Source organism: Nisaea acidiphila, from assembly GCF_024662015.1.
Taxonomy (GTDB): Bacteria; Pseudomonadota; Alphaproteobacteria; order Thalassobaculales; family Thalassobaculaceae; genus Nisaea; species Nisaea acidiphila.
Genome location: NZ_CP102480.1, coordinates 1521728 through 1544901, shown reverse-complemented (window position 1 = coordinate 1544901; position 23174 = coordinate 1521728). Strand labels below are relative to the sequence as shown.

The following is a 23174-nucleotide window of genomic DNA, read 5'->3' as shown; positions in this document are numbered from 1 at the left end:
GGTGACATGACGGACCTCACGCGCGATGCGGTGCTCGGCTTTATCGGCGGCAGCGGGATCTACGAGATCGACGGGCTGACCAACACGCGTTGGGAGACGGTGGAGTCTTCCTTCGGAACGCCGTCCGACCAGTTGCTCTTCGGCGAGCTCGACGGCCAGCAGCTGGTCTTCCTGCCGCGCCACGGCCGCGGTCACAAGCTGAACCCGACCGGGATCAACTACCGCGCCAATATCGACGCGATGAAGCGCGCCGGGGTGACCGACATCATCTCGCTGAGCGCCGTGGGCTCCCTCAAGGAGGAATATGCGCCAGGCCATTTCGTGCTGGTCGATCAGTTCATCGACCGCACCTTCTCGCGCGAGAAGACCTTCTACACCAACGGCTGCGCCGCCCATGTCTCCTTCAGCCATCCGGTCGCCGAACGGCTGCAGGCGGCACTGGCCGAGGCCTGCCGGAAGCTCGATCTGCCGCATGACGTGAACGGGACCTATATCTGCATGGAAGGCCCGCAATTCTCGACCTTCGCGGAAAGCACGCTCTATCGTTCCTGGGGCTGCGCCGTGATCGGTATGACCAACATGCCGGAAGCCAAGCTCGCCCGAGAGGCCGAGATCCCCTATGCCACCGTCGCGATGGTCACCGACTACGACTGCTGGCATCCGGATCATGACAGCGTGACGGTGGAGCAGGTGATCAAGGTGCTGACCGGCAATGCGGAGAAGGCGCGCAACCTTGTCCGGACCGTCGCACCGATGCTGGCGAAGCGTCCGGAGGTGGACCACCAGGGCGGCGACGATGCATTGGAATATGCCCTGATCACCCATCCGGACGCCCGCGATCCGGCACTGGTGGCGAAGCTCGACGCGGTCGCCGGCCGGGTGCTGAACCGCTGATCCCGGGGAGCGATGCGCCGCGGGTGGTGCTTGCGCCGCGACCGGTCTAAGATACCCCGGTCATGGTTCGGACATCTCAAACGCCCCCGTCGCGCCTCGGCGGGGTGGTGAATATCGGCACGGCACGGCTGGAGAACCTCTACCGCAAGGTCACGAAGGGGCAGCCTGAGAACCCGCGTTCGCTCCATGTGAAGAGCATTCTCGCGATGCAGAACGGCCGCCATGCAGAGGCGGCCCAACTGATCGGCCAGGCCGCGGTGCTGGATCCGGCCGATGCCGACCACCAGCGCCAGCTCGGCACGACCTGCTTCGAGGCCGGCTGGCTGGAGCCGGCCGCGACCGCGCTCAACCGCGCGATCTATCTGAAGCCGGACGATCCGGATCCGTGGTTCACCCTCGGCCAGGTGTTCGACGCCGCCGGCAATACCGACCATGCGCGCACCTGCTACGAGCAATGCCTCGCCCTCAATCCCCGATTCCACGACGCCCGCATCGCGCTCGCCGAGCAGGAGCTGGGTTAGGGATCGCGCGCTTTTTCGCTTTTTTTGTTTGTCATCCCCACGCAAGTGGGGACCTAGGGAAGACGGGCGGCGCTCTATGATCGCTGGGTCCCCGCTTTCGCGGGAATGATGACCGTATAGCGCTACCCCAATCGTTCCCGGATCTCGTCGTGATGGACGAAGATCTCGCTCGCCCCTGCAGCGCGGAGCTGGTCCGGCAGGCCCGGGTCGTCCGCACTCTCGCCGACATAGCCCCAGGAGGTCATGCCGGCCTCGGTGGCGGCGGTGACGCCGGTGGTACTGTCCTCGATCACGAGACAGGTCTCGGGCGCGGCGCCAAGCCGGTCGGCGGCGTGGAGGAACATATCGGGGGCGGGCTTGCCGCGGGAGACATGGTCGAGCGCGATCAGGTACGGATCGAAATGGGCATGCAGGCCTGTGAGCTTCAGCTTGCGCTCCAGCGAGGCGGCATGGCTGTTGGAGGCGACCGCTTTCGGCAGGGTCAACGATGAGAGCAGGGCCTCGACGCCATCGGTCGCGCCCAGGGAGCGCTGGTACTCGGCCCAGGTATCGTCCCGGACGCTGTCGAAGCAGCCATCCGGCAGCGGCTTGCCGAATTTCTCCTGGAATTCCTCTTCGACCAGAGCCACGAATTGCGGCCACGCCTTGCCTTTGAACTTTCTGCTGTAACTCTCCGGCTCGTAGTGCAGGCCGAACCCGGCAAGATGGCGGATATGGTACGTGCGCAGGATCGACTCGGAATTGATCAGGACGCCGTCGCAATCGAAAATGATGGCGGAGAACATGCAAGCTCCGGAGGGCAGGAAGGTGGGAGCCCCGGTTTAGGAGATTTGCGCTCTTTTGTCACCGCCGGATGAGCGCGGCCGTCATCCCCACACGGGTGGGGATGACGTTGGTTGACGCAGGGGCTCAGAGCGAAACCGGCTTCACGCTTTCCCGCATCCAGGCGGCGATGGCGGAAAGTTCCTGATCCCGGTGCGTCTGGCCGACGAGCTGGACGCCGACCGGCATGCCGGAGATCCCCATCAGCGGCAGGCTGATCGCCGGGACGCCGAGAGCCGAGGTCGCCGCGTTGAAGGCGGGCAGGCCGGTCTGGTGCGTGATTCCCGGCTCGCCGACGCTGCCGGAGCCGTCGAAGGCGGGGGCGATGCCGACCGAGGAGAGGGTAATGCAGCCGTCCGCGAAGGGGGCAAGCGCGCGGAAACGGGTCCGCATACGCTCTCGCTTGTCGAGCGCGATCCGATAGGCGGCAAGGTCCATGTCCTCGGCCACGGCGAGGCGCTGCTGCAGGCTCTCGCTCATCAGGCTGCGGTCCTTCTCCGCGAGATTGCGCAGGGTCCAGCGCAGTTCCCAGCAGCAGATATCGCGGGCCAGCTTCAGGCTTTCGGCCATCGCCACCTCGCAGGCATCGATGGTCGGGCTGTCGGCGCGGGTCAGGATCTGGATGTCCTGCCGTCGAAGCTGCTCCAATATTTGTTCGAAGGCGGCCCTCGTGGTGCCGTCCAGCATCTCCCAGCCTTCGGTCTGCAGCAGGATGAGATGGGTCGGTTTTTTCGACCCGGCCGGCGTTTCCTCTCCGTAGAGACCCGGATAGCCGGCGTCGCCGCCTGCGGTGGCGGCGATCTGGTAGGAAACCGCCCACATATCCTCAAGCGATCCCGCATGCACGCCGATATGGCTCTGGCTGAGACTGCCCGCCCGCTCGCCCCGGTTCAGCGCGCCGAGGGTCGGCTTGATCGCGTAATTGCCGCAGAAGCTCGCGGGCCGGATCACCGAGCCGACGACCTGCGAGCCGATGGTCGCGGGCACCATGCCGGCGCCGATCGCCGCGGCCGAGCCGCTGGAGGAACCGCCGGGCGTGCGGTTCGTGTCGAACGGGTTGCGGGTCGGTCCCGGATGGGAGAAGCCGAGTTCCGTCGTCACGGTCTTGCCGAGGATCACCGCGCCCGACATGCGCAGCCCGTAGACGAGGGCGCTGTCGGCATGGGTCTCGTTGCCTTTGAAGAGCGGGCTCCCCATCTCCGTCGGCATGTCCTTCGTCATGAAGAGATCCTTGATGCCGATGGGCATACCGTCGACGGGGGAGAGCGGTTTTCCGGCCTTGTAGCGTGCGCTTGCCTCGTCGGCTGCGGCACGGGCGCCCTCGCGGTTGATCGTCACCCAGGCCTGCACCTCCGGCTCGCGCGCCTCGATCACCTCGAGGCAGCGTTCCAGGTAGGCGCGCGGGCTGTCGCTTCCGTCACGGAAGGCGGGAACCGCATCGTGGAAAGTGAGCAGTTTCTGGCTGGCCGGATCGTAGCTGCCGCTTGTCGCGGTCTGCTGGCGGTTGGCAACACTCATGCTTATGTTTCCCCCTGTCGTTTTTATCGTTGGGTTCTTTTCAATCACTCAGGTGCGTATGGACCTCCTGACCACTTTGATCGCACTTGCCGCCGCCGGCCTGGTCTTCGCGTTCGCGCGCAGACAGGACCGCAAGGAGCGGCTTCCAGGGAATGTTACCCTGATCCCCTATACGATGATCCAGATTTTCGCCGTCGTCACCTGCCTCGTGCTTCTGGCGCATCTGGTGACATTGGTCTCGGGCGTGCCGTTCAAGGGGCGATTTGCGGGATAAGCGGCCGCCGGAGCTATTGCTCAGATATAGTCGAGCTCGGCCAGAAGCGGCCCCGCCTCCCGTGCCGCGATTTCCGCCTCCGCTGTGCTCAGAACTTCGCGCCAGCCGCCGGCGCGCCCGAGGCGGTAGTGCGAAGCCGGGTCTTCCTCGCCCTGCTGGCGCCCGCCCGAGAGCGTCTCGAAACTGGCGGCTTTCACGGCTTCCGCAACCAGTTCGGACGCGGTAGACGCGCCGAGAAATCCGAACAGTTCCGCGGCCACCGTTCCGGTATTCGCGTGGAGATCCTCGTAGCGGACTTCGAGGTAGTCTGCGCTGCCGCCTGAATCTTCGCGAACGGCGCGGATGCGCGTGATCCAGTTCCGGCTATATTCCGCGATATATTTCTCCCGGGAAAAATCCTTGGGGATCTTCCGCTGGAAACGCACGAAACCCGATACGGCGCCGTCTCTCGGATCGCGGACTATGTGGATGAAGCGTGAGCCCGGGAAGGCTTTCCAGAGCATCTTCAGCGCTCCGATATTCTCCGGCGTCTTCTCGCCGATGGCGACGAGGCGGTCCGGGTTCTTGTCGCCGATATTCGCTCCGGCGAGCGCGGCGAAGGCGGAACGGAAAATGGGTCCGGTATGCTCCGGCATCGGCGGGCGCACGCTGGGCGCCCAGAACCGGTCCGGATCCATCTGCTTCTGCCCGTATTGCTTCATCGCCTGGTAGAGCAACGGGATCAGGTCGTCGGCGAAGCGGGATTCGCCGAGGCAGAGCAGTTCCGGGTGTGCGTTCAGGAGCTGCTGCATCCAGGTCGTGCCGGAGCGCGGCAGGCCGCCGACGAAAAACACGGGAAGCCGCCTGAGGGAGGCATGCACCGGCTCGAATGGGTCAGACAATCATCTCTCCGCGCCTCTTTGAGACTTTCACCGGCAGAGTGTCAGTTTTAGCGCCCCCGGAAAACCGGCTTGCGCTTCTCCATGAAGGCGGTCCGCCCCTCGACGTAATCCTCGCTTTCCATGCATTTCAGCACCAGCGTGTCGCAGGCGGCTTCGTCCTGCGCCACTTCCGGCTTTTCCAGCTCGATCAGCGCCCGTTTCGCCGTATGGATGGCGAGCGGTGCGTTCTCCGAAATCCGGCTGAGCAGGTCCTCGACATGAGCGTCCAGACCGGCCTCGGGCAGCACCCGGTTGACCAGTCCCATCATCACCGCCTCCTCGGCGGTGAACTGGCGGGCGGTGTAGAAGATCTCTGCGGCGAAGGCGGGGCCGACAAGTGTGCGCAGGCGGCGGATGCCGTCCATCGCATAACCGATGCCGAGTTTGGCCGCCGGCACCGAGAAACGGGACTTCTCCGAACAGACCCTGATATCGCACTCGATTGCGATGGCGAGGCCGCCGCCGATGCAGAAACCGTTGATCCGCGCGATGGTCGGCTTCTCCAGGGAGCGCATCACCTGCTGGAAGCGGGCGACCGCCCGGTCGTAGGTCTCGACCGCCTCCCGGCTGGCGCGCTCGTCGCCGAACTTGGAGATATCCGCTCCGGCGACGAAAGCCTCGGTTCCGGCACCGGTCAGAAGGATGGCGCGGACATTGTCATCCTGCCCGAAGGCCTCCAGCAGCTCGGCCCCGTGTGTCCACATTTCCAGCGACATGGCGTTGTGGCGGGCCGGGTTGTTGAAGATCAGGCGGGCGATGCCGTTCTTGAACTCGGTCAGGATCGGCTGCGGGGCACTGGCGGGCATGGGTTCGCTTCCGGTTGCGGTTCAGATCACCTGCTTGTCACGCAGGGTTTTGATTTCATCGGCGCTCATGCCGAGCTCGCCGAGAATCTCGTCGGTATGCTCCCCGTAGGCGGGTGGCGCGGCAACAAACTTGCTTGGCGTGCGGGAGAGGGTGATCGGCTGGGCGACCAGATCTATATCGCCGAGGTCGTTCGAGTGCACGGTTTTCTGCATGCCGAGATGCTTGACCTGCGGGTCGGCGAAGGTCTGGTCGATATTGTAGATCGGCCCGGCCGGGACGCCTTCCTTGTTGAAAAGATCGACCCAGTGCTTCGTCGTCTCGGTCAGGATCACGTCCTGGATGATGGCGTTCAGCGTGTCCCGGTTCTCCGACCGTTTGGGCGCGGTGCCGTAATCCGGGTTTTCCGGCAGGTCGGAGCGGCCGATGGATTCGCAGAAGCGGGTCCAGATCTTCTCGCCGGAGACCGCGATGTTCATATAGCCGTCGCTGGTCTTAAAGACGCCGGTCGGAATGCTGGTTGGGTGGTTGTTACCGGCCTGCTTGGCGACCTCACCGCTCATGGTCCAGCGCGAGGCCTGGAAATCGAGCATGAAGATCTGCGCCTGCAGCAGCGAGGTATGGACCCACTGGCCCTTGCCGGAGGCTTCCCGCTCGAGCAGCGCCAGCATGATGCCCTGGGAGGCGAAGATGCCGGCGGTCAGGTCCGCCACCGGAATGCCGACCCGCATCGGGCCTTCGCCGGGCGCGCCGGTGATCGACATCAGTCCGCCCATCCCCTGGGCGATCTGGTCGAAGCCGGGCCGCTTGGCATAGGGGCCGTCCTGTCCGAAGCCGGAGATCGAGGCATAGACCAGGCCGGGATTCTCCTTCGCCAGGGTCTCGTAGTCGATGCCGAGGCGCTGTTTCACGTCTGGGCGGAAATTCTCGACGATGACGTCCGCGTTCTTCGCCATTTTCTTCAGGATCGCGAGGCCTTCCGGGTCCTTCAGGTTGAGCGTCATCGCCCGCTTGTTGCGGTGGAGATTCTGGAAGTCCGAGCCCTCGCGGGCCCCGCCGAGCTGGTTCCCGGCCTCCATCGCCTCGGGCAGTTCTATCTTGATCACGTTGGCGCCCCAATCGGCGAGCTGACGCACGCAGGTCGGACCGGAACGGACCCGCGTCAGGTCCAGAACCGTAAAGCGGGAAAGGGCATCGGAGGCATGAATCGCGGGCAATTTACTACTCCCTTGAAGACGATTTTTTATATTTGAACCATGCGCCTGTTAAAGAAAACCGCGATTGGCGATGGTCATTCGCGAACGGATAGAAAAAATACACCTGCAGATCTCGAAATCGCCATATCTGCTTCCTATATTTTTCATATACCGGCAGTCCCCGGTAAACAGACTTGGCGGTCGTTCCGTCAAGAACTGGTCCCCTTCTCCGGCTCTTTTAAGGGCCGGAAACTTGAAAAGCGGCGCCGCACTCCCCCCTCCCCCCAGACCGGCGCCGCTTTCTTTGCGCGCTTCTCGGAAAATACGCGCGGCGTGCTGACGCGTTGAGGCCGCCCGCAAGCTCCCCTATGGTGTGCCTGTCAGAGGCCGCGAGGGCATTGCTTTCATGGAATATTTCGGCGACCACCGCTTCGAGGGCGCGGGCCTTCGTTGCCGCAGGGGCGGGCGCCTCGTGTTCGACCGGCTTGATTTCGCGCTTGGCGCCGGCGGTGTGCTGATCCTGAAAGGCCCGAACGGCAGCGGCAAATCCAGTCTGCTCCGGGTGATGGCCTCGCTGGTGCGCGCGGAAGCGGGGGGCATGACCTGGGACGGCGCGACAGTTGCGGACGATCCGGCCGCCCACGCGGCGCGGCTGCACTATGTCGGTCACGCGGACGCGGCGAAACCGGCCATGAGCGCGGAGGAACTGCTCACTTTCTGGCGCGAAATGCGCGGTGGCACCGGGATCGGCGTCGGCGCGGCCCTGGAGCGGTTCGGCATTTCTCACCGGGCGGACTTCCCGGCGCGTTACCTGTCCTCCGGGCAGAAAAGGCGCCTTGCCCTGTCCCGTCTTCTGGTCAGCGAGGCGCCGCTCTGGATCCTGGACGAGCCGACCGTGGGGCTGGACGCGAACGGGGTCGCTGCCTTGGAAGAAGTGATCGCCGAGCATCGCGCGCGTGGCGGCATGGTTGTCGCCGCGACACATATCCGATTTGAAACGGGAGACGGAGTGACCGAACTCGACCTGTCCGCCTTCGCTCCCGGGCCGGCCGAGCTGGATGCGGCGGACGCCTTGCTCGGCGCGGCGGTTTGAGGCGGGTCCGATGAACGCATTCCTCGCCATCGTCCGCCGCGATCTTTCGCTCGCGCTTCGTCAGGGCAGCGACGCTGCCATGGCGCTGATGTTCTTCGTCATCGTCGTGACCCTCTTTCCGCTTGGCGTCGGACCTGAGCCGGGTGTGTTGGAGCGGATTTCGGCCGGTATCGTCTGGGTCGCGGCGCTGCTTGCGGCGATGCTCTCGCTCGACCGGATGTTCCAGTCGGACTATGACGACGGGACGCTGGAGCTGCTGTTGTTGACGCCGGCACCGCTGGAGCTTCTGGTGCTGGCGAAATGCCTCGCGCACTGGCTGACCACCGGCTTGCCGATGCTGGTGATCGCACCGCTGCTGGGGCTCTTCATGAACATGCAGACGGAAGCGTTCCCGGTGCTGCTCGCGACCATGGCGCTCGGCACGCCGGTGCTGAGCCTGATCGGGGGGATCGGCGCGGCTCTGGTGCTGGGCGCGCGCAGGGCAGGGGCCCTGGTGGCGTTGCTCGTATTGCCGCTCACGATCCCTCTGCTGATTTTCGGGGTCTCGGCGATCGAGGCGGCGGTGACAGGGCAATCCTCCGAGGCGCAATTGCTGATCATCGGCGCCATGCTGCTCGCCACGCTGCCACTCGCGCCCTGGGCGACGGCGGCGGCCTTGCGACAGGCTGTCAGTTGAAGTTTCGCGCCCTTTGGTGTTCAAGGGACGAAACGGTCGGAAAAGACCGGTAACGGGAGATCATGCGCGGATGAACTGGTTTCACTGGTTTGCCAATCCGGCCCGCTTCATGCGGTTTGCCGCCCGCTTGCAGCCATGGATTATGGCGCTCGGGCTCGCAACCGGTGCCGCCGGGCTCTATTACGGGCTCATCGACTCGCCGGCTGACTACCAGCAGGGCGAGACGGTGCGGATCATGTATGTCCATGTCCCGTCCGCGTGGATGGCGATGTTCGTCTACGTCTTCATGGCTTTCGCGGCGGCCAGCTTCCTGATCTGGAAACATCCGCTGGCGGACGTGGCGGCACAGGCGGCGGCCCCGGTCGGAGCCGGTTTCACGCTGATGGCGCTGGTCACCGGATCGCTCTGGGGCCAGCCCATGTGGGGCACCTGGTGGGTCTGGGATGCAAGGCTGACCTCGGTGTTGATCCTGTTCTTTCTTTATCTCGGCTATATCGCGCTGGTGAACGCTTTCGACGATCCCGAGCGCGGCTCTAAAGCCGGGGCGATCCTGCTGCTGGTTGGCGCGGTGAACGTTCCGATCATCAAGTTTTCGGTCGACTGGTGGAACACGCTTCACCAGCCGGCGAGCGTGGCACGGATGGACGGGCCGGCGATCGACCCCTCGATGCTGCTGCCGTTGCTGCTGATGGCAGCGGCGTTTCAACTCTACTTCTTCTATCTGCTCATCGTGCGCATGCGCGGCGAACTGACGGCGCGGCGGATCCGGCTGCTGCGTCTTTCGGATCCGGCGTAAGCGCGACGCTCGGTCGCTTTGAATGGGTCTGGAATTGTTCTAAATAACAGATACGCCGGATAGACGCGGAGCTGGGTGATTCAGGACTTTCTCGAAATGGGCGGATACGCGACCTATGTCTGGTCGTCCTATGCCGTCGTCCTTGTCGTTCTGGTCGGCATGCTGATCGCTTCGGTCAGCGCCATGCGTGCGCGGGAGCGTGAACTGAACGCGCTGGAAGAGCGGGTCGGCGGGCGCCGGCAGCGCCGCCCCCGCGCGACCACGGAGGAAGTGGCCGATGACGCCTAAGAGACGCCGCCTGTCGATCGTGCTGATCGGCCTCACCATGCTCGGTGCCGCGGTAGCCCTCGTGCTGACCGCGTTCGAGGAGAATCTTGTGTTCTTCTTCAGTCCGACAGAATTGCAGGCCAAGGAAATCGGTCCGGACCGGCGCATCCGCATTGGCGGTCTGGTGGCCGAAGACAGCGTCGCGAGCTTTGAGAACGGGCTCAGGACGGAATTCACCGTCACCGACCTCGAACATTCCGTGAAGGTGGTTTATCGCGGCGCCCTGCCGGACCTGTTCCGCGAAGGGCAGGGCGTGGTCGCGGAAGGTAAGTTCGCCAGCGGGGTCTTCACCGCGAGCGAGGTGCTCGCCAAGCATGACGAGAATTACATGCCGCGCGAAGTCGCCGACGCACTGAAGAAGTCCGGCCGCTGGCAGCATGCGACGGAAAACCAATGATCGCTGAAATCGGCCATTACGCCCTCGCGCTCGCCTTCTTTGTCGCTCTGGCGCAGACCGTGGTCCCGCTCTATGGTGCGGCCCGGCGCGATCCGGCGCTGATGGGATTTGCGGCGCCAGCCGCCTCGGCGCAGTTCCTCTGCATCGCGATTTCCTTCGGCGCGCTGACCCATGCCTTCGTCACCTCGGATTTCTCTGTCTCCAACGTCGCCGAGAATTCGCACAGCCTGAAGCCGCTGCTTTACAAGATCTCTGGCGTCTGGGGGAACCACGAGGGCTCGATGCTGTTCTGGGTTCTGATCCTGGCGCTGTTCGGATTCGCGGTCGCCGCCTTCGGGCGTCAGCTTCCGGAAAGTCTGAAGGCCCGCGTGATCTCGATCCAGGGCCTGATCGGGCTGGCTTTCCTTGGTTTCATCCTGCTGACCTCGAACCCGTTCGAGCGGCTCGATCCGGCGCCGCTCGACGGCCGCGACCTCAATCCGCTGCTGCAGGATCCGGGCCTCGCGTTCCATCCGCCCATGCTCTATGTCGGCTATGTCGGCTTCTCGCTCGCCTTCTCCTTCGCCATGGCGGCGCTGATCGAGGGCAAGGTCGATCCGGCCTGGGCGCGCTGGGTGCGGCCCTGGACACTCGCTGCATGGACCTTCCTTACCGCCGGCATCACGCTTGGCAGCTGGTGGGCCTATTACGAGCTTGGCTGGGGCGGCTGGTGGTTCTGGGACCCGGTGGAGAATGCCAGCTTCATGCCCTGGCTCGCCGGCACCGCGCTGCTGCATTCGGCCATCGTGGTGGAGAAGCGGGACGCGCTGAAGGCCTGGACCATCCTGCTCGCGATCATAACCTTCTCGCTCAGCTTGATGGGCACCTTCCTGGTCAGGTCCGGCATTCTCACCTCGGTGCATGCCTTCGCCGTCGACCCGGAGCGCGGGCTCTATATTCTCGGCATCCTGATCGTCGCGGTCGGCGGCTCGCTGACCCTGTTCGCGGTCCGCGCACCGGCGCTGAAGGCGAGCGGGCTCTTCGCGCCGGTCAGCCGCGAGGGCGGGCTGGTGCTGAACAACCTGATCCTCAGCGTGGCGACGGCGACGGTCTTCATCGGCACGCTCTATCCGCTCTTCCTGGACGCCATGACCGGTGACAAGGTCTCGGTCGGGGCGCCGTTCTTCAACGCGACCTTCGTGCCGGTGATGATTCCGCTTCTGGTCCTGCTGGCGATCGGCCCGCTGCTGCCCTGGAAGCGCGGGAATCTCCGCGTTGCGATCGAGAAGCTCTGGGTGAGCGCGCTCTTCACGGTGGTCGTCGCGGGCGGGATCTTCGTACTTGCGGACGATGCGCCGCTGGCGCCCGTTCTCGGCTTCGGTTTCGCCGCCTGGGTCGCCGGCGGCGTGGTGACGGAGCTGGCCGAACGCATCCGCCTGTTCCGCGTGCCGCTGACCGACAGTCTGCGCCGTGTCTTCAGCTTGCCGGGCGCGGCCTATGGCATGAGCCTCGCCCATATCGGCATTGCCATCTTCATCTGCGGCGCCACCGGGGAGACCAACTGGACCCGCGAGCTCGTGGTCAATTCCAAGCCCGGGGATACCCTGAGCCTCGGCCAGTACGAGCTGGTGCTGGAGAGCGTCGACCGGACTCAGGGACCGAACTATTTCGCCGATACCGCGACCCTGAGCGTCAGCAAGAACGGCGCGCCTTTCGCGGTCCTGCACCCGGAACGCCGGCTCTATCCGGTGCAGCAGATGCCGACGACGGAGGCGGCGATCCGCTCCGGTATCGCTGGCGACCTCTATGTCGCGATCGGCGAGGGCAGTGCGGCCCAGGGCATTATCGTCCGGGTCTGGGTGAAGCCTCTGGTTCCATGGATCTGGGTCGGTGCTCTCATGATGGTGATCGGCGGGCTGTTCTCGCTTTCGGACCGGCGCCTCAGGGTCGGCGCGCCAAAGCGCTCGACGCGGCGTCCGGGCGGCCCGGCCGTGGCGGAAGGGGCCGACTGACATGTCCCGATTGCTCTATCTGCTGCCGCTGCTGATCTTCGCGGTGATCGCCGGATATTTCACCGTGCCGATCCTGACCAAGAAGGACCCGCGCATCCTGCCGTCCGTAATGATCGACAAACCGGCCCCGGGGCATGACCTGCCGGCGCTGCTGCAAAGCAAGCCCGGCGTCGCGCCCGCGGATCTCAAGGGCGGGGTCAAACTGGTGAATTTCTTCGCCTCCTGGTGCGGTCCCTGCCGGGCCGAGCATCCGATCCTGATGCGCCTCTCCGCGGAGGGCGCCGTTCCGCTGGTGGGGATCAATTACAAGGACCGGCCCGATGCCGCGATCGGCTGGCTGCGCGAGCTCGGCGATCCGTTCGGACGCATCGGCGTCGATGCCGACGGCCGCGCGGCGATCGACTGGGGAGTCTATGGCGTGCCGGAGACCTATGTCGTCGATGCCGGCGGCCATATCCGCTACCGCCATGTGGGTCCGCTGACCGGGAAGGCGCTGAAGGACACGATCCTGCCGATGGTCGAGCAGTTGCGAAGGGGAGAGGGATGATGCGCAATCTTGTTCTCGCTCTCTTTCTTTGCGGGTTGGCGCTTCCCGCCCTGGCCGTGAATCCCTCGGAGATGCTGGAGGATCCGGCTCAGGAAGCGCGCGCACGGGAACTCAGCAAGGAAATCCGCTGCCTCGTGTGCCAGAATCAGTCGATCGACGACAGCAATGCGGGGCTGGCGCGCGATCTGCGCGTGCTGCTGCGCGAGCGTATCGTGGCCGGTGACGACGATGCCGAGATCAAGGAGTTCCTGGTCGAGCGTTATGGCGATTTCGTGCTGCTGAAGCCGCCGGTGAAGATGTCGACCTATGTGCTCTGGTACGGGCCGCTCGCGGTGGGCCTGCTCGGAGCGATCGGCGTTGCCATCTTTCTGCTGCGCCGTCGCGGTAGCGATACCGCAAGTGTCGCCCCGGCGCCGTTGAGCGACGAGGAAAAGCGGCGTGTTGAAGCCCTTCTCGAAGAGCAGGACGGGAAAGCCTGATGGTATTTTGGGTTGTCGCCGGAGTTCTGACATTCGGTACCATTCTGCTGCTGCTCTGGCCGGTTCTTTCGGCCAGCGCCGATGAGAGTGAGAGCGGACCAGAGTCCGATGAGGCCCTCGCGGTGTATCGCGACCAGCTGAAGGAACTGGAACGCGATCTCGAGGCCGGACGGCTCGCAAACGAGGATTTCGAGGCGGCGAAGATCGAAGTGCAGCGCCGCATGCTGGCGGCGGCTTCCGGGGACGAGGAAAGTGCTGTCGGTTCGGCGGCCGCCATCCGCAAACGCCGTCTTGCCGCCGCGGTCCTGGTGATCTTCTTTCTGCCGGCCGGAGCTCTGTTGAGCTATGTCTCCGTCGGCCGTCCCGGCATGCCGGACCGGCCGCTCGCGTTGCGGACGGACGGCGCGGGTACCGCGCCGCTGGCCCGGAGCGCGCAGCCGGCCGCCGCGCCGCAATCCGCCGCCGCGCAGCCCGGCGTCTCCGACATGGTCAGCGGTCTTGAGGAGAAGCTGAAGGCCAACCCGCAGGATGCGGATGGCTGGGCACTGCTCGGGCGCTCCTACATGGTCACCGAGCGGTATCGGGATGCGGTCTCGGCCTATGGCAAGGCGATCGAGCTCGTTCCCGACAATCTGCAGCTCCGCGCGGCCCGGGGAGAGGCGCTGGTCCTGGCGGCCGATGGCATGGTTCCGCCCGGTGCGGTCGATGATTTCCGCGCGGTCAACCTTGCTCAGCCGGAGGAGCCGCGTTCTCGCTATTATCTCGGCTTGGCCCGCAGCCAGGCGGCGGATCTGGTCGGGGCGCTGAAATGGTGGATCGCGCTGGAGGCGGATACCCCGCCCGGCGCGCCGTGGGAAGCACTGGTCACCCAGCGGATCGACGATGTCGGCACGGAAGCCGGGATCGACGTCGCGGCCCTGCGCGCGGCCGAGGCCGAGAAAAATCCGCGGCCGGCGCCGATGGACGCGGCGCGTGCGCCGACCGCCTCCGCGCCGGGACCGACCCGAGAGGATGTCGAGGCGGCGCAGGATATGAGCGCGGAGGATCGTTCGGCGATGATCCAGTCCATGGTCGAGCGGCTGGCGGGCAGGCTTGAGGAGGAACCCGACGATCTTGAGGGTTGGACCCGTCTCGCCCGTGCCTATGACGTGCTTGGCCGGAGCGAGGACGCGCTGAAGGCGCACGCGAACGCGGCCCGGCTGGCGCCGGAGGATCTGCAGCTCCAGCTGAACTATGCCCGGGCTCTGTTCCCGCCGGGAACCCCGGAAAGCGGCATCACCGGCGCGTTCGTCGAACTGGTCGGTCATATCCGCAAGATTGCGCCGGACAGCCCGGACGGCCTGTTCTACGGCGGCCTCGTCGCCGCCCACGAAGGCGATGCTGCAACCGCGAAGCGCTTGTGGTCGGCCCTGCTGGAAAAAATGGGACCGAACGCACCGGCGCGCGGCATGCTTGAGCAGCGGATCAAGGCGCTCGGGGGGTAGGCGAAGAGGAATCCGGTGCCGTCGAAATTGATGTCGATTTCGTGACATTAATCTTGCCGGTTCTGGAATGGCCATTATGCTGCGCCTGACTGTCACCGTTAGGATTGCGATAACATGGCTGTAGCGCACGCGCCGGACTCCGCGTCGGCTGCGTTGGTCGTCAAGGATCTGCACAAGAGCTTTGCCGGCCTTGAAGTGCTCAAGGGGGTCTCTCTGGAGGCCCGCCAAGGTGACGTGATCTCCATGATCGGCTCTTCCGGTTCGGGCAAGAGCACCTTTTTGCGCTGCATCAATCTGCTCGAGATTCCCGACAAGGGAATCGTTTCGGTCAACGGCGAGACCATCGCCATGAAGCCCGGACCGAACGGCACGCAGCAGCCTGCGGACATGCGTCAGGTCGACCGGATCCGCTCGCGGCTCTCCATGGTGTTCCAGAACTTCAACCTCTGGACCCACATGACGGTTCTTGAGAATGTGATCGAGGGGCCGGTCCATGTCCTGAAAGTGCCGCGCGAGGAAGCCGTCGCGCGCGCCGAGGCGCTTCTCCAGAAAGTCGGGATCGCCGACAAGCGGGACCAGTATCCGAGCCATCTTTCCGGCGGCCAGCAGCAGCGCTGTGCGATCGCACGCGCGCTCGCCATGGAGCCGCAGGTCATGCTGTTCGACGAGCCGACCTCCGCGCTCGACCCGGAACTCGTCGGCGAGGTGCTTCTGGTGATGCGCCAGCTCGCGGAAGAGGGGCGCACCATGATCATCGTCACCCACGAAATCGATTTCGCTCGCGACGTCTCGAACGAGATTGTCTTCCTGCACGAGGGGCGTGTGGAAGAACAGGGACCGCCCGAACAGGTGTTCGACGACCCGCGATCGGAACGGTGCCGCCAGTTCGTCAAACGGAACCGGTAGCGGCCGCTTCAACAACCGACAGGGAACCAAACGGGAGCTTACACATGAAGCGTTTTCTGACTGCACTGGCGCTCGCCTCCATCGCCTTCGGCGGTGCGGCCGAAGCCAAGGACTTCAAGGAAGGCAGCAAGGTCCGGATCGCGACCGAGGGCGCCTACGCGCCGTGGAACTTCACCGACAGCTCCGGCAAGCTGGCGGGCTTCGAGGTCGACCTTTATGCCGATCTCTGCGAGCGCATGAAGGTGCAGTGCGAGCTGCTGCAGACCGCCTGGGAAGGCATCATCCCGGCGCTGCAGGCGGGCAAGTTCGACGCCATCATGGCCGGCATGTCGATCACCGACAAGCGCAAGGAAGTCATCACCTTCTCGCGCAACTACATGGGCTCCCCGGCCTCCCTCGTCGTGCTGAAATCCAGCCCGCTGGCGAGCTTCGATGCCGGTCTGCCGACCATTTCGCTTGCTGATGTCGATGGCGGCGAAATGGCCGCTCTCGACAAGATGAAGGCTGCGCTCAACGGCAAGACCGTCGGCGTGCAGATCTCCACCACGCACGAGAACTTCCTGAACGAATACATGGCCGGCACGGTGACCGTGAAGACCTACGACACTCAGGAAAACCTCGATCTCGACCTGGCCGCCGGCCGGATCGACGCCGCGCTGGCCTCGCTCTCCTACTGGGTGCCGCTGCTGGAAGGCGAAAAGGGCGAGAACATGAAACTGACCGGTCCGAAGATGGACGGCGGTCCGTTCGGCAACGGCGTCGGCGCGGGTATCCGCCAGGACGACCAGGAACTGGCCGACATGTTCACCGTGGCCATCGACGCGGCCATCGCCGACGGCACGATCTCGAAGCTCTCCACCAAGTGGTTCGGCTTCGACGGCACGCCGAAGGACTGATCGTCCGGGAAACCTGAAAACACGCACGGCCGCCTTCCGGGGCGGCCGTGTCGTTGAGAAGAAGAGCCGGAAAGGCGCAATGAATGCCTGAATGGATGCAGCTTCTGCAATGGGGCGACGACGGCTGGGGCGACGAGATGGTCCGCGGCATGCTGATGACGCTCGCCGTCGCCTGCGCCGCCTTCCTGCTTGGCATCGTGATCGGCATGTTCGGCGCCGCGCTCAAGCTCTCGCGCTACATCCTCGTGCGCTTCATCGGCGAGACCTACACGACCCTGATACGCGGCGTACCCGACCTGCTGATCATCTACCTGCTGTTCTTCGGCGGCAGCATGGCGGTCATGGCCGTGGCCCGCGTGTTCGGCTATGACGAATATATCGAACTGGATGCCTTCGCCATCGGCACGATCGCGCTCGGTACGATCTCCGGCGCCTACGCGACGGAAGTGATCCGCGGCGCCGTGCTTTCCGTCCCGAAAGGGCAGATCGAGGCGGCGAAAGCATGCGGTATGAGCCGCTTCCTTCTGTTTCGCCGGATCATGGTTCCGCAGGTCGCGCGCTATGCGCTGCCCGGTCTCGGCAATGTCTGGCAGCTGACCCTGAAGGACACCTCCCTGATTTCCGTCGTCGGCCTCGTCGAGATCATGCGGCAGGCCTCCGTTGCCAGCGGATCGACCCAGAAGCCTTTCACCTTCTATCTGACGGCGGGGATTCTTTATCTCGTCCTGACGGCATTCTCGAACAAAGGCTTCGGCCTCGCCGAGATCTGGGCCAACCGCGGCGTCCGGAGGGCCTGAGCGATGGATTTCAATCTGATGGCGGAAGCCTTCCCGAAAATCCTCGACGGCCTCCCGGTGACGATGGCGCTTGCGGGAATTTCGCTTTTCCTCGGTTTCTTCCTTGCCGTTGGCATCGCATTGCTGCGGCTTTCGTCCTTCAGACCGATTTCAGCGCTCGCATATGGTTTCGTCTACGTCTTCCGCGGCACGCCGCTGCTGGTCCAGATATTCCTTATCTATTACGGGACCGGCCAGTTCGAAGCGGTACGCGAGAGCTTCCTCTGGCCCGTACTGCGTGAGGCTTGGTGGTGCGCGATCCTGGCCCTGACTCTCAATACCGGCGCCTATACCAGCGAGATCATCCGCGGCGGCATCCTCTCGGTGCCGTTCGGCCAGATCGAAGCGGCCAAGGCCTGCGGCATGAACGCACTGATGCGGTTCAGGCGCATTGTCTTCCCGCAGGCGATCCGTCAGGCCCTGCCGGCCTACGGCAACGAGATCATCCTGATGATCAAATCCACTTCGCTCGCGAGTACGATTACGTTGCTGGAGATGACCGGTATCGCGCGGAAGATGATCTCCCAAACCTACAAGCCGCTTGAGATCTTCCTGATTGCCGCGGTTTTCTACCTGACGCTGGTCTTCGTGGTGACCCGTGCCGTCGCCTATGTCGAATTCAGGCTCAATCCTGATCGCCGTGCTGCCCGGACCGCCAAAGGCAAGGACCTGACGACTGTGGCGGCTCTCGGCGCCGATGTCCGATAGCGGCGAAGAGATCGTTCTCAGGCCGGCCGGGATCGCCGACGAGGGGGCGATCCGGCGCTGGCTCGTCGCGCCGCATGTCGCGCGCTGGTCGCACCGCGTCTTCTCGCTCGCGGCAGAAGCGTTGGAAGCGGCGCTGCAGGATACCGAGACCGCCCTCTTCGTCGCGGAGATCGACGGACGCCCGATCGGCTGTGCCCACGTTTACGAGGCCTTTGGCGACCCGCGCTGGACCTCCGTCTCCGACGTGACCCGGAAAACCCGCACGATCGACTTCCTGATCGGCGAGACCGACATGGTGAACAAGAAGATCGGCCAGCGCATGTTGCGGGCGCTCGTCGCACAAGTGTTCCGGGATCCCGAGATCGACCGCATCGTCGTCTGCCCGCATCCGGACAACTGGCCGGCGATCATCGCGCTGAAGCGGGTCGGCTTTCGGGAGAAGGGGCGGCATCCGGATACCGCGCTCAATGCCATGTATCTGACAGTGACCCCGGCGACCTTCAAAGGCTGAGGCGCGAACTCGTGCACCTTTGAGGGGCACTGTGCTGACGCATTGGAATTTGCCCGCCGCCCCTGCCGCGCCTAGGCTTGGGGCCATGATATCCGACCAAGCTGCGGCGGCTCCTGCGCCGCTCGCCAGGCCTTTCGCCACCGCCGTCCTTTTCATGCTCGCCGCGATCACCGTGCTGCCCTGCATGAATGTGCTCGTGCGTTATCTTTCCGCCGATTACTCGACGACGCAGATCGTCTGGGCCCGCTATGTCGGCCATCTGCTCTTCGCGCTGGCGATCTTCCTGCCCGGGCGCGGCCTCTCGCTGCTCCGGGCGCAGAAGCCGGGCGTCCATATTTTTCGCTCGCTGCTGATGTTCGTCTGCACCTGCCTCTTTTTCCTCGCTGTGCGGCATATCGAGGTGCCGGTCGCGAGTTCGATCAATTTCACTTCGCCGATCATCGTCACCGCGCTCGCCGTCCCGTTCCTCGGCGAGAAGGTCGGATGGCGTCGCTGGGTCGCGGTGCTCGTCGGCTTCGGCGGGGCGCTGATTATCATCCGGCCGGGCGGGGCGGAGAGCCATTGGGCCATGCTCTGCGTGCTCGGGACCGCCTTCTTCTACGCGGTCTACCAGGTGCTGACGCGGAAATACGCGAGCAGCGATTCGGCGGAGACCTCGATCACCTATATCGCGTTGATCGGCGCTCTGATCCCGAGCTTCGTGCTGCCGTTCGACTACAAGCTGCCGGACAATGCGCTCGATTACGGACTTTTCGCACTGGTCGGCTTTCTCGGCGGGCTCGGGCATTTCTTCGTCATCAAGGCCTTCCGGCTCGGCGAGGCCTCGCTGCTCTCGCCGTTCAATTACGGCCAGCTCCTGATGGCGACTTTGTTGACCTATCTGATCTTCGGCACCTTGCCGGACGCCATGACTTGGCTCGGCGCCGGGATCATTGTTTCCAGCGGGCTCTACATCACCTATCGCGAGGCAAAGCGGACCCGTGCGCCGGGCGTTGCCGCGGAGGCGGCTGCGCCGCGTTAGATCAGAGCGCGAGATCCCGTTTCAGCCACCCTGCGAGCCGGGCCATGACCGGTCCCCAATCGGCGCCTTCCTCGTCGCGCCTGCGGTCGAGCCGGATCGACGGATAGAACGGCATGCTGTCGGTTCCCAGAGATACCCAGTTCACTGTGTGGGGCATGGTGTATCCGCGCACGCCAAGTGCCCCGGTCAGACTGAGGACGAGATTCTGCGGCGAGACCACGGCATCCAGTGCGGCGATCAAGGCGGAGACCCCATCGAGATCGTTGGTGAGATCGAGGCCCTCTGGCCGGGTGATCTCGACGTCGTTCTCGCGCTCGATCGCCTGCAGTTCCGCTTCGTCCTCGTCATATTGCAGGGTCACGAAGCTGAGACCGGGGATCGAGAGAAGGTCTGAAAGATTCCCGGCGCCGGGATAATAGATCGCGCCGAGATCGCGCCCGGCGCGTGAGCGCCAGGACAGGCCGAGATAGGGGCCGGGCCCTATCTCGGCGAGCCTCGTCCGCCAGCGCGCCACCTGTTCGGGGTCCGGCACCAGATAACCGGCCGTCTCCGGCATGGCGTCCAGCGACGGCCGGAAGAGACCCGGAAGGGAGCCCGCCATGACGCTGCAATCCGCGCCCGTCTCGCGGACAATGGTGCTGTAATTGGCGGGATCGAGCCGGTTCTCCGGTTTGCGGATCCGCTCGAAGAAATGGAAATCAGGGAAAGAGCGCCGCATCAGCGGGAGCAGACGATCCGTTGCTTCCACGGTAACAGAAGCCAGGGCGCCGTCTTCCAGGCGTTTTTCCAGCTCCGGAAAGCAGCTGGAAAACAGCACCTCGTCGCCGAGCCCCTGCTCGGCCGGAACGATCAGATTGCGCCCCGGTCCGCCGGGCTTCCAGATTGTCGCCGGCAATCCCCGGCGGAGCGCGACTGTCGGGACGAGACGCGCGTCGTAAAGGCGCCATCCCTGGGTCATATGGCCGGCGGTGAGCATGTAGAGACCGAGATTGAAGGCAACCACAGGATTGTCCGGAGCCCGCCTCAGGGCGTCCGTTGCGCGCTGGATCGCGCCCGGCACGTCGCCGGCCCGGTAGAGTGCCTGCGCATGGTTCGCGAGGCCGTCCGGGTTCGTGGGGTCGGCCGCAATCGACCGCATTCCGGCCTCCCGCGCCTCGTCGATCACATCGAGTTCGAAAAACACTGCCGAGCGGGCCGCCCAGAGATTGGCGGCGCCGGGATTGAGAGCAAGTCCCTCGCGGGTCACCCGGTCAGCCGCTTCGCGCCGGGCCGCGCGCCGGAGCAGCGTGGCGCGCTGTTCCCATTTGTGCGGATCATGCGGATCGAGACGGGTCGCCCGGCTGTGCGCCGCCATTGCCTCGCTGTTGCGGCCGAGGCGGATCGCGGTGTTGGCACGCTGCATCCAATGCTCGGCCTTGCCGGGGGCGGCAGCGGTCGTGCGCCGGAACCATTTGAGTGCCAGCGGATCGGAGGAGGTCCGGACGAAATATGCGGCATAGTTGAACAGCGCCGAGGCGCCGCTCGGTGCCAGGATCAGCGACCGGCCGAGGGCGAGGAGCGTATCGCGGTCCCTGTGTTTCAGCTCGGCACTGGCGATGCCGAGATATTCCCAGAGCGCCGCATTCTCCGGCTCGGGGCCGAGCAGGACGCGATAGGCGGCGGCTGCTGCGGCGTGATCGCCGCGCCGGTGCAGAGCAAAGGCCTGGTCCAGAGAGAGCACGGTTGCGGACATGGTTTAAGTCCCGAACGCGCGCAGCGCGGCGTGGATCGCGTCAACCGGGCCGCTCCAAGGCCCATCGACCGTCTTCGGGAAGCTGCGCATGCTCGGAAAGCCGGGAAAACCATCTGTGCCGTAGCGGACAAAAAGCGGCACGGGGTGAAAGACGAAGGTCGGTTTGCCGAGCGCGCCGCCAACCCAGCCGAGCGTGCTGCTCGGGCAGACGGCGACGTCGACGGCACTCGCAAGGGCCAGGATGTCGTCGAAATCGTCGGTGAGATCCAGGTCGTCGAGCACGGTGATCCGAGCGCCGAACGTGGCGCGTGCATTGTCGATCTCCGCCTGCCAGCCCCGGCCGTATTGCATCGAGATGATCTGAAGGTCCGGATCGGTCAGCATCCGTCGCCAGGCCGGTAGTTCGGTGTAGTGGATGTTCCGATAGGCTCCCGTGTTTTTAGAACGCCAGGCAAATCCCACCCGGGGTCCTTGCGGCAAGGCGGCGAGCCGTTCGGCGAGGCGGGCTGTACGGACCGGGTCGGGACTCAGGTAAGGCTGCTGTCGATCGAAATCGGCGAGGGTGCGGCGTAAGAACTTCGGCAAGCTCCCGCCGTCGATTGCAAAATCTACCGGGCTGTCCTTCGGCAGCCACTCGTAGTGCTGCACCGGCTTAAACCTGTCTCCGGCTCGGGCATAGGGATGTACCAGCACCGATGGGAAGCTGCGCCTGAAAACCGGTACCAGACGTTCATCGCACTCCAGCACCACACTGGCGCCGTCAGCTAGCAGCTCGCTTACCAAGCCGGCATAGAGGATCTCGTCGCCGACACCTTCCTCGGCGCAGACGAGGATCCGGCGGCCTTTCAGATCTTCTCCCTCCCAGAGCGGAGGCAAGCCGATCCGGCGAACCCTGTCGGCACGTTTCAGGCGCCATTCCCGCTCGTCCCAGCCCTCGCCAAGGCGCCCGGTCGCGAGGAGGCGCAAAGCATGGCGAGAGCGTATTTGCGGGTCGTGCGGTGCGAGCTCCACTGCAATCCGAGAATGCTCCAGGCAGGTTTCCATATCGAGCTGGTAATAGGCGCATTCCGCGATGCCTGAACGTGGCGCGGCATAGAGAGGCTCGACCGCAATGGCACGTTCGAACCAGCGCCGGGCGGTGACGAAATCAGGGAAGTTGATCTGGAGATAAGCGAGGTTGTTGAGACTCTCGACCAGCGCTGGAGCGAGAAGCAGACTACGTTTCAGGGCGCGATCCGCCGCTTCCAGCTTGTTCAGATCCAGCAGCGTGGTTGCCAGGTTGAGATGCGCGCGTTCGGAATCGGGGAGCAATGCGGCTGCCCGTTGATGCGCCGCCTCTGCCGCCGCCATGGCGCCATCGGCGCGCAGCGCGTTACCGAGATTCATGACGGCATTGCCGTGCTCCGGCGCAAGTTCGACGGCTTTGTGCAGAAGTGCGAGCGCGTCCTCCACCTCGCTCTTCTCGAGCAGCAGGCCGCCGAGGTTGGAGAGTCCGTCGACGAATTCAGGGTCGAGCGCCAGGGCATCACGATAGGCTTTCTCGGCATCGGCGGTTTCTCCCGCCGAATGGAGCACCCGGCCCAGGTTGCCGTGATACTCCACGCGTTTGGGGTCGATCTCGATCGCCGTGCCTATCAGATGTTTCGCTGTCCCGTCCTGTCCGCTCTGATGCATCAATACGCCGAACAGGTGCAGTGTATCGGCGTGTTGTGGTGCGATCTGCAGGATCGCCTGATAAAGCGCGGCCGCCTCCCGAAGGTGTCCTTGCTGGTGATGCGTCAGAGCCGCATTAAGTGCCGCCGGTATATCAGAATGCTGCATCGGT

The 23174-nt window shown here is 64.7% G+C and carries 25 protein-coding genes; 18 read left to right on the top strand and 7 right to left on the bottom strand.

Annotated elements, in window-relative coordinates:
- The first annotated feature begins 6 nt into the window (after positions 1 to 6).
- Both NUH88_RS07115 and NUH88_RS07110 read left to right on the top strand, forming a co-directional pair.
- Positions 7 to 894, top strand: a complete 888-nt coding sequence (locus NUH88_RS07115; RefSeq protein WP_257770964.1) for an S-methyl-5'-thioadenosine phosphorylase — start codon at positions 7 to 9, stop codon at positions 892 to 894.
- A gap of 62 nt (positions 895 to 956) precedes the next feature.
- Positions 957 to 1415 (top strand): tetratricopeptide repeat protein, encoded by a 459-nt coding sequence (locus NUH88_RS07110; protein ID WP_257770962.1) that lies wholly within the window; start codon positions 957 to 959, stop codon positions 1413 to 1415.
- Between the two features lie 122 nt (positions 1416 to 1537).
- Here NUH88_RS07110 and NUH88_RS07105 read toward each other — a convergent pair whose 3' ends face one another.
- Together NUH88_RS07105 and NUH88_RS07100 are read right to left on the bottom strand one after the other, a co-directional pair.
- Complete coding sequence (locus NUH88_RS07105) at positions 1538 to 2200, bottom strand: HAD family hydrolase (RefSeq protein WP_257770960.1); 663 nt, start codon at positions 2198 to 2200, stop codon at positions 1538 to 1540.
- Positions 2201 to 2324: 124 nt separating this feature from the next.
- Positions 2325 to 3755: an amidase gene (locus NUH88_RS07100; RefSeq protein ID WP_257770958.1), complete on the bottom strand. Its 1431-nt coding sequence runs from the start codon at positions 3753 to 3755 to the stop codon at positions 2325 to 2327.
- A gap of 58 nt (positions 3756 to 3813) precedes the next feature.
- Here NUH88_RS07100 and NUH88_RS07095 point away from each other — a divergent pair, with 58 nt between their 5' ends.
- Positions 3814 to 4029 carry a hypothetical protein gene (locus NUH88_RS07095; RefSeq protein WP_257770956.1) on the top strand — a complete coding sequence of 72 codons (216 nt, stop codon included), beginning with the start codon at positions 3814 to 3816 and terminating at the stop codon, positions 4027 to 4029.
- A gap of 20 nt (positions 4030 to 4049) precedes the next feature.
- Here NUH88_RS07095 and NUH88_RS07090 read toward each other — a convergent pair whose 3' ends face one another.
- From NUH88_RS07090 to NUH88_RS07080, 3 genes are read right to left on the bottom strand one after another with little or no spacing between them, the layout of a single operon-like run.
- On the bottom strand, positions 4050 to 4910 hold the full coding sequence (locus NUH88_RS07090; protein ID WP_257770954.1) for a sulfotransferase family protein: 861 nt from the start codon (positions 4908 to 4910) through the stop codon (positions 4050 to 4052).
- A 47-nt stretch (positions 4911 to 4957) separates the two neighbouring features.
- A complete protein-coding gene (locus NUH88_RS07085; protein WP_257770952.1) occupies positions 4958 to 5755 on the bottom strand; it encodes an enoyl-CoA hydratase in 798 nt (265 codons plus the stop codon).
- A gap of 21 nt (positions 5756 to 5776) precedes the next feature.
- A complete protein-coding gene (locus NUH88_RS07080) occupies positions 5777 to 6970 on the bottom strand; it encodes a CaiB/BaiF CoA transferase family protein (protein WP_257770950.1) in 1194 nt (397 codons plus the stop codon).
- 385 nt (positions 6971 to 7355) lie between these two features.
- On the opposite strand from NUH88_RS07080, the gene ccmA reads away from it, so the two are divergent.
- From ccmA to NUH88_RS07005, 15 genes are all read left to right on the top strand, one after another.
- Complete coding sequence (gene ccmA / locus NUH88_RS07075) at positions 7356 to 8042, top strand: heme ABC exporter ATP-binding protein CcmA (protein WP_257770949.1); 687 nt, start codon at positions 7356 to 7358, stop codon at positions 8040 to 8042.
- Positions 8043 to 8052: 10 nt separating this feature from the next.
- Entirely contained in the window at positions 8053 to 8718 is a 666-nt protein-coding gene (gene ccmB / locus NUH88_RS07070) for a heme exporter protein CcmB (RefSeq protein WP_257770948.1), read from the top strand.
- Between the two features lie 70 nt (positions 8719 to 8788).
- Positions 8789 to 9514: a heme ABC transporter permease gene (locus tag NUH88_RS07065; RefSeq protein ID WP_257770947.1), complete on the top strand. Its 726-nt coding sequence runs from the start codon at positions 8789 to 8791 to the stop codon at positions 9512 to 9514.
- 75 nt (positions 9515 to 9589) lie between these two features.
- Complete coding sequence (ccmD, locus tag NUH88_RS07060; RefSeq protein WP_257770945.1) at positions 9590 to 9802, top strand: heme exporter protein CcmD; 213 nt, start codon at positions 9590 to 9592, stop codon at positions 9800 to 9802.
- Positions 9792 to 10238, top strand: a complete 447-nt coding sequence (gene ccmE, locus NUH88_RS07055) for a cytochrome c maturation protein CcmE (RefSeq protein ID WP_257770943.1) — start codon at positions 9792 to 9794, stop codon at positions 10236 to 10238. Before ccmD ends, ccmE begins: the two co-directional genes overlap by 11 nt.
- Complete coding sequence (locus tag NUH88_RS07050; protein WP_257770941.1) at positions 10235 to 12229, top strand: heme lyase CcmF/NrfE family subunit; 1995 nt, start codon at positions 10235 to 10237, stop codon at positions 12227 to 12229. The genes ccmE and NUH88_RS07050 overlap by 4 nt, the downstream gene beginning before the upstream one ends.
- A gap of 1 nt (position 12230) precedes the next feature.
- Positions 12231 to 12776, top strand: coding sequence for a DsbE family thiol:disulfide interchange protein (locus NUH88_RS07045; RefSeq protein ID WP_257770939.1), 546 nt, complete (start codon positions 12231 to 12233; stop codon positions 12774 to 12776).
- Positions 12776 to 13255, top strand: coding sequence for a cytochrome c-type biogenesis protein (locus NUH88_RS07040; protein WP_257770937.1), 480 nt, complete (start codon positions 12776 to 12778; stop codon positions 13253 to 13255). The genes NUH88_RS07045 and NUH88_RS07040 overlap by 1 nt, the downstream gene beginning before the upstream one ends.
- A complete protein-coding gene (gene ccmI / locus NUH88_RS07035) occupies positions 13255 to 14739 on the top strand; it encodes a c-type cytochrome biogenesis protein CcmI (protein WP_257770935.1) in 1485 nt (494 codons plus the stop codon). Before NUH88_RS07040 ends, ccmI begins: the two co-directional genes overlap by 1 nt.
- Before the next feature lie 114 nt (positions 14740 to 14853).
- Positions 14854 to 15645, top strand: a complete 792-nt coding sequence (locus tag NUH88_RS07030) for an ABC transporter ATP-binding protein (protein ID WP_257770934.1) — start codon at positions 14854 to 14856, stop codon at positions 15643 to 15645.
- Positions 15646 to 15689: 44 nt separating this feature from the next.
- Positions 15690 to 16541 carry a transporter substrate-binding domain-containing protein gene (locus NUH88_RS07025; protein ID WP_257770933.1) on the top strand — a complete coding sequence of 284 codons (852 nt, stop codon included), beginning with the start codon at positions 15690 to 15692 and terminating at the stop codon, positions 16539 to 16541.
- Positions 16542 to 16624: 83 nt separating this feature from the next.
- Positions 16625 to 17338 carry an ABC transporter permease gene (locus NUH88_RS07020; RefSeq protein WP_257770932.1) on the top strand — a complete coding sequence of 238 codons (714 nt, stop codon included), beginning with the start codon at positions 16625 to 16627 and terminating at the stop codon, positions 17336 to 17338.
- Between the two features lie 3 nt (positions 17339 to 17341).
- Positions 17342 to 18085, top strand: coding sequence for an ABC transporter permease (locus tag NUH88_RS07015; RefSeq protein ID WP_257770930.1), 744 nt, complete (start codon positions 17342 to 17344; stop codon positions 18083 to 18085).
- A complete protein-coding gene (locus NUH88_RS07010; RefSeq protein WP_257770928.1) occupies positions 18075 to 18596 on the top strand; it encodes a GNAT family N-acetyltransferase in 522 nt (173 codons plus the stop codon). The genes NUH88_RS07015 and NUH88_RS07010 overlap by 11 nt, the downstream gene beginning before the upstream one ends.
- Positions 18597 to 18681: 85 nt before the next feature.
- Positions 18682 to 19617: a DMT family transporter gene (locus NUH88_RS07005; RefSeq protein WP_257770926.1), complete on the top strand. Its 936-nt coding sequence runs from the start codon at positions 18682 to 18684 to the stop codon at positions 19615 to 19617.
- A 1-nt stretch (position 19618) separates the two neighbouring features.
- Here the strand turns inward: NUH88_RS07005 and NUH88_RS07000 are convergent, their stop codons facing one another.
- On the bottom strand, positions 19619 to 21349 hold the full coding sequence (locus tag NUH88_RS07000; protein WP_257770924.1) for a tetratricopeptide repeat protein: 1731 nt from the start codon (positions 21347 to 21349) through the stop codon (positions 19619 to 19621).
- Positions 21350 to 21352: 3 nt separating this feature from the next.
- Complete coding sequence (locus tag NUH88_RS06995; RefSeq protein WP_257770922.1) at positions 21353 to 23170, bottom strand: tetratricopeptide repeat protein; 1818 nt, start codon at positions 23168 to 23170, stop codon at positions 21353 to 21355.
- Between the last annotated feature and the right edge of the window lie 4 nt (positions 23171 to 23174).

Bases quoted from the DNA above. Each gene is read 5' to 3' on its own strand.
- NUH88_RS07115 (WP_257770964.1), top strand. From the start codon at position 7: ATGACGGACCTCACGCGCGATGCGGTGCTCGGCTTTATCGGCGGCAGC.
- NUH88_RS07110 (WP_257770962.1), top strand. From the start codon at position 957: ATGGTTCGGACATCTCAAACGCCCCCGTCGCGCCTCGGCGGGGTGGTG.
- NUH88_RS07105 (WP_257770960.1), bottom strand. From the start codon at position 2,200: ATGTTCTCCGCCATCATTTTCGATTGCGACGGCGTCCTGATCAATTCC.
- NUH88_RS07100 (WP_257770958.1), bottom strand. From the start codon at position 3,755: ATGAGTGTTGCCAACCGCCAGCAGACCGCGACAAGCGGCAGCTACGAT.
- NUH88_RS07095 (WP_257770956.1), top strand. From the start codon at position 3,814: ATGGACCTCCTGACCACTTTGATCGCACTTGCCGCCGCCGGCCTGGTC.
- NUH88_RS07085 (WP_257770952.1), bottom strand. From the start codon at position 5,755: ATGCCCGCCAGTGCCCCGCAGCCGATCCTGACCGAGTTCAAGAACGGC.
- ccmA (WP_257770949.1), top strand. From the start codon at position 7,356: ATGGAATATTTCGGCGACCACCGCTTCGAGGGCGCGGGCCTTCGTTGC.
- ccmB (WP_257770948.1), top strand. From the start codon at position 8,053: ATGAACGCATTCCTCGCCATCGTCCGCCGCGATCTTTCGCTCGCGCTT.
- NUH88_RS07065 (WP_257770947.1), top strand. From the start codon at position 8,789: ATGAACTGGTTTCACTGGTTTGCCAATCCGGCCCGCTTCATGCGGTTT.
- ccmE (WP_257770943.1), top strand. From the start codon at position 9,792: ATGACGCCTAAGAGACGCCGCCTGTCGATCGTGCTGATCGGCCTCACC.
- NUH88_RS07050 (WP_257770941.1), top strand. From the start codon at position 10,235: ATGATCGCTGAAATCGGCCATTACGCCCTCGCGCTCGCCTTCTTTGTC.
- NUH88_RS07045 (WP_257770939.1), top strand. From the start codon at position 12,231: ATGTCCCGATTGCTCTATCTGCTGCCGCTGCTGATCTTCGCGGTGATC.
- NUH88_RS07040 (WP_257770937.1), top strand. From the start codon at position 12,776: ATGCGCAATCTTGTTCTCGCTCTCTTTCTTTGCGGGTTGGCGCTTCCC.
- ccmI (WP_257770935.1), top strand. From the start codon at position 13,255: ATGGTATTTTGGGTTGTCGCCGGAGTTCTGACATTCGGTACCATTCTG.
- NUH88_RS07030 (WP_257770934.1), top strand. From the start codon at position 14,854: ATGGCTGTAGCGCACGCGCCGGACTCCGCGTCGGCTGCGTTGGTCGTC.
- NUH88_RS07025 (WP_257770933.1), top strand. From the start codon at position 15,690: ATGAAGCGTTTTCTGACTGCACTGGCGCTCGCCTCCATCGCCTTCGGC.
- NUH88_RS07020 (WP_257770932.1), top strand. From the start codon at position 16,625: ATGCCTGAATGGATGCAGCTTCTGCAATGGGGCGACGACGGCTGGGGC.
- NUH88_RS07015 (WP_257770930.1), top strand. From the start codon at position 17,342: ATGGATTTCAATCTGATGGCGGAAGCCTTCCCGAAAATCCTCGACGGC.
- NUH88_RS07010 (WP_257770928.1), top strand. From the start codon at position 18,075: ATGTCCGATAGCGGCGAAGAGATCGTTCTCAGGCCGGCCGGGATCGCC.
- NUH88_RS07005 (WP_257770926.1), top strand. From the start codon at position 18,682: ATGATATCCGACCAAGCTGCGGCGGCTCCTGCGCCGCTCGCCAGGCCT.
- NUH88_RS07000 (WP_257770924.1), bottom strand. From the start codon at position 21,349: ATGTCCGCAACCGTGCTCTCTCTGGACCAGGCCTTTGCTCTGCACCGG.
- NUH88_RS06995 (WP_257770922.1), bottom strand. From the start codon at position 23,170: ATGCAGCATTCTGATATACCGGCGGCACTTAATGCGGCTCTGACGCAT.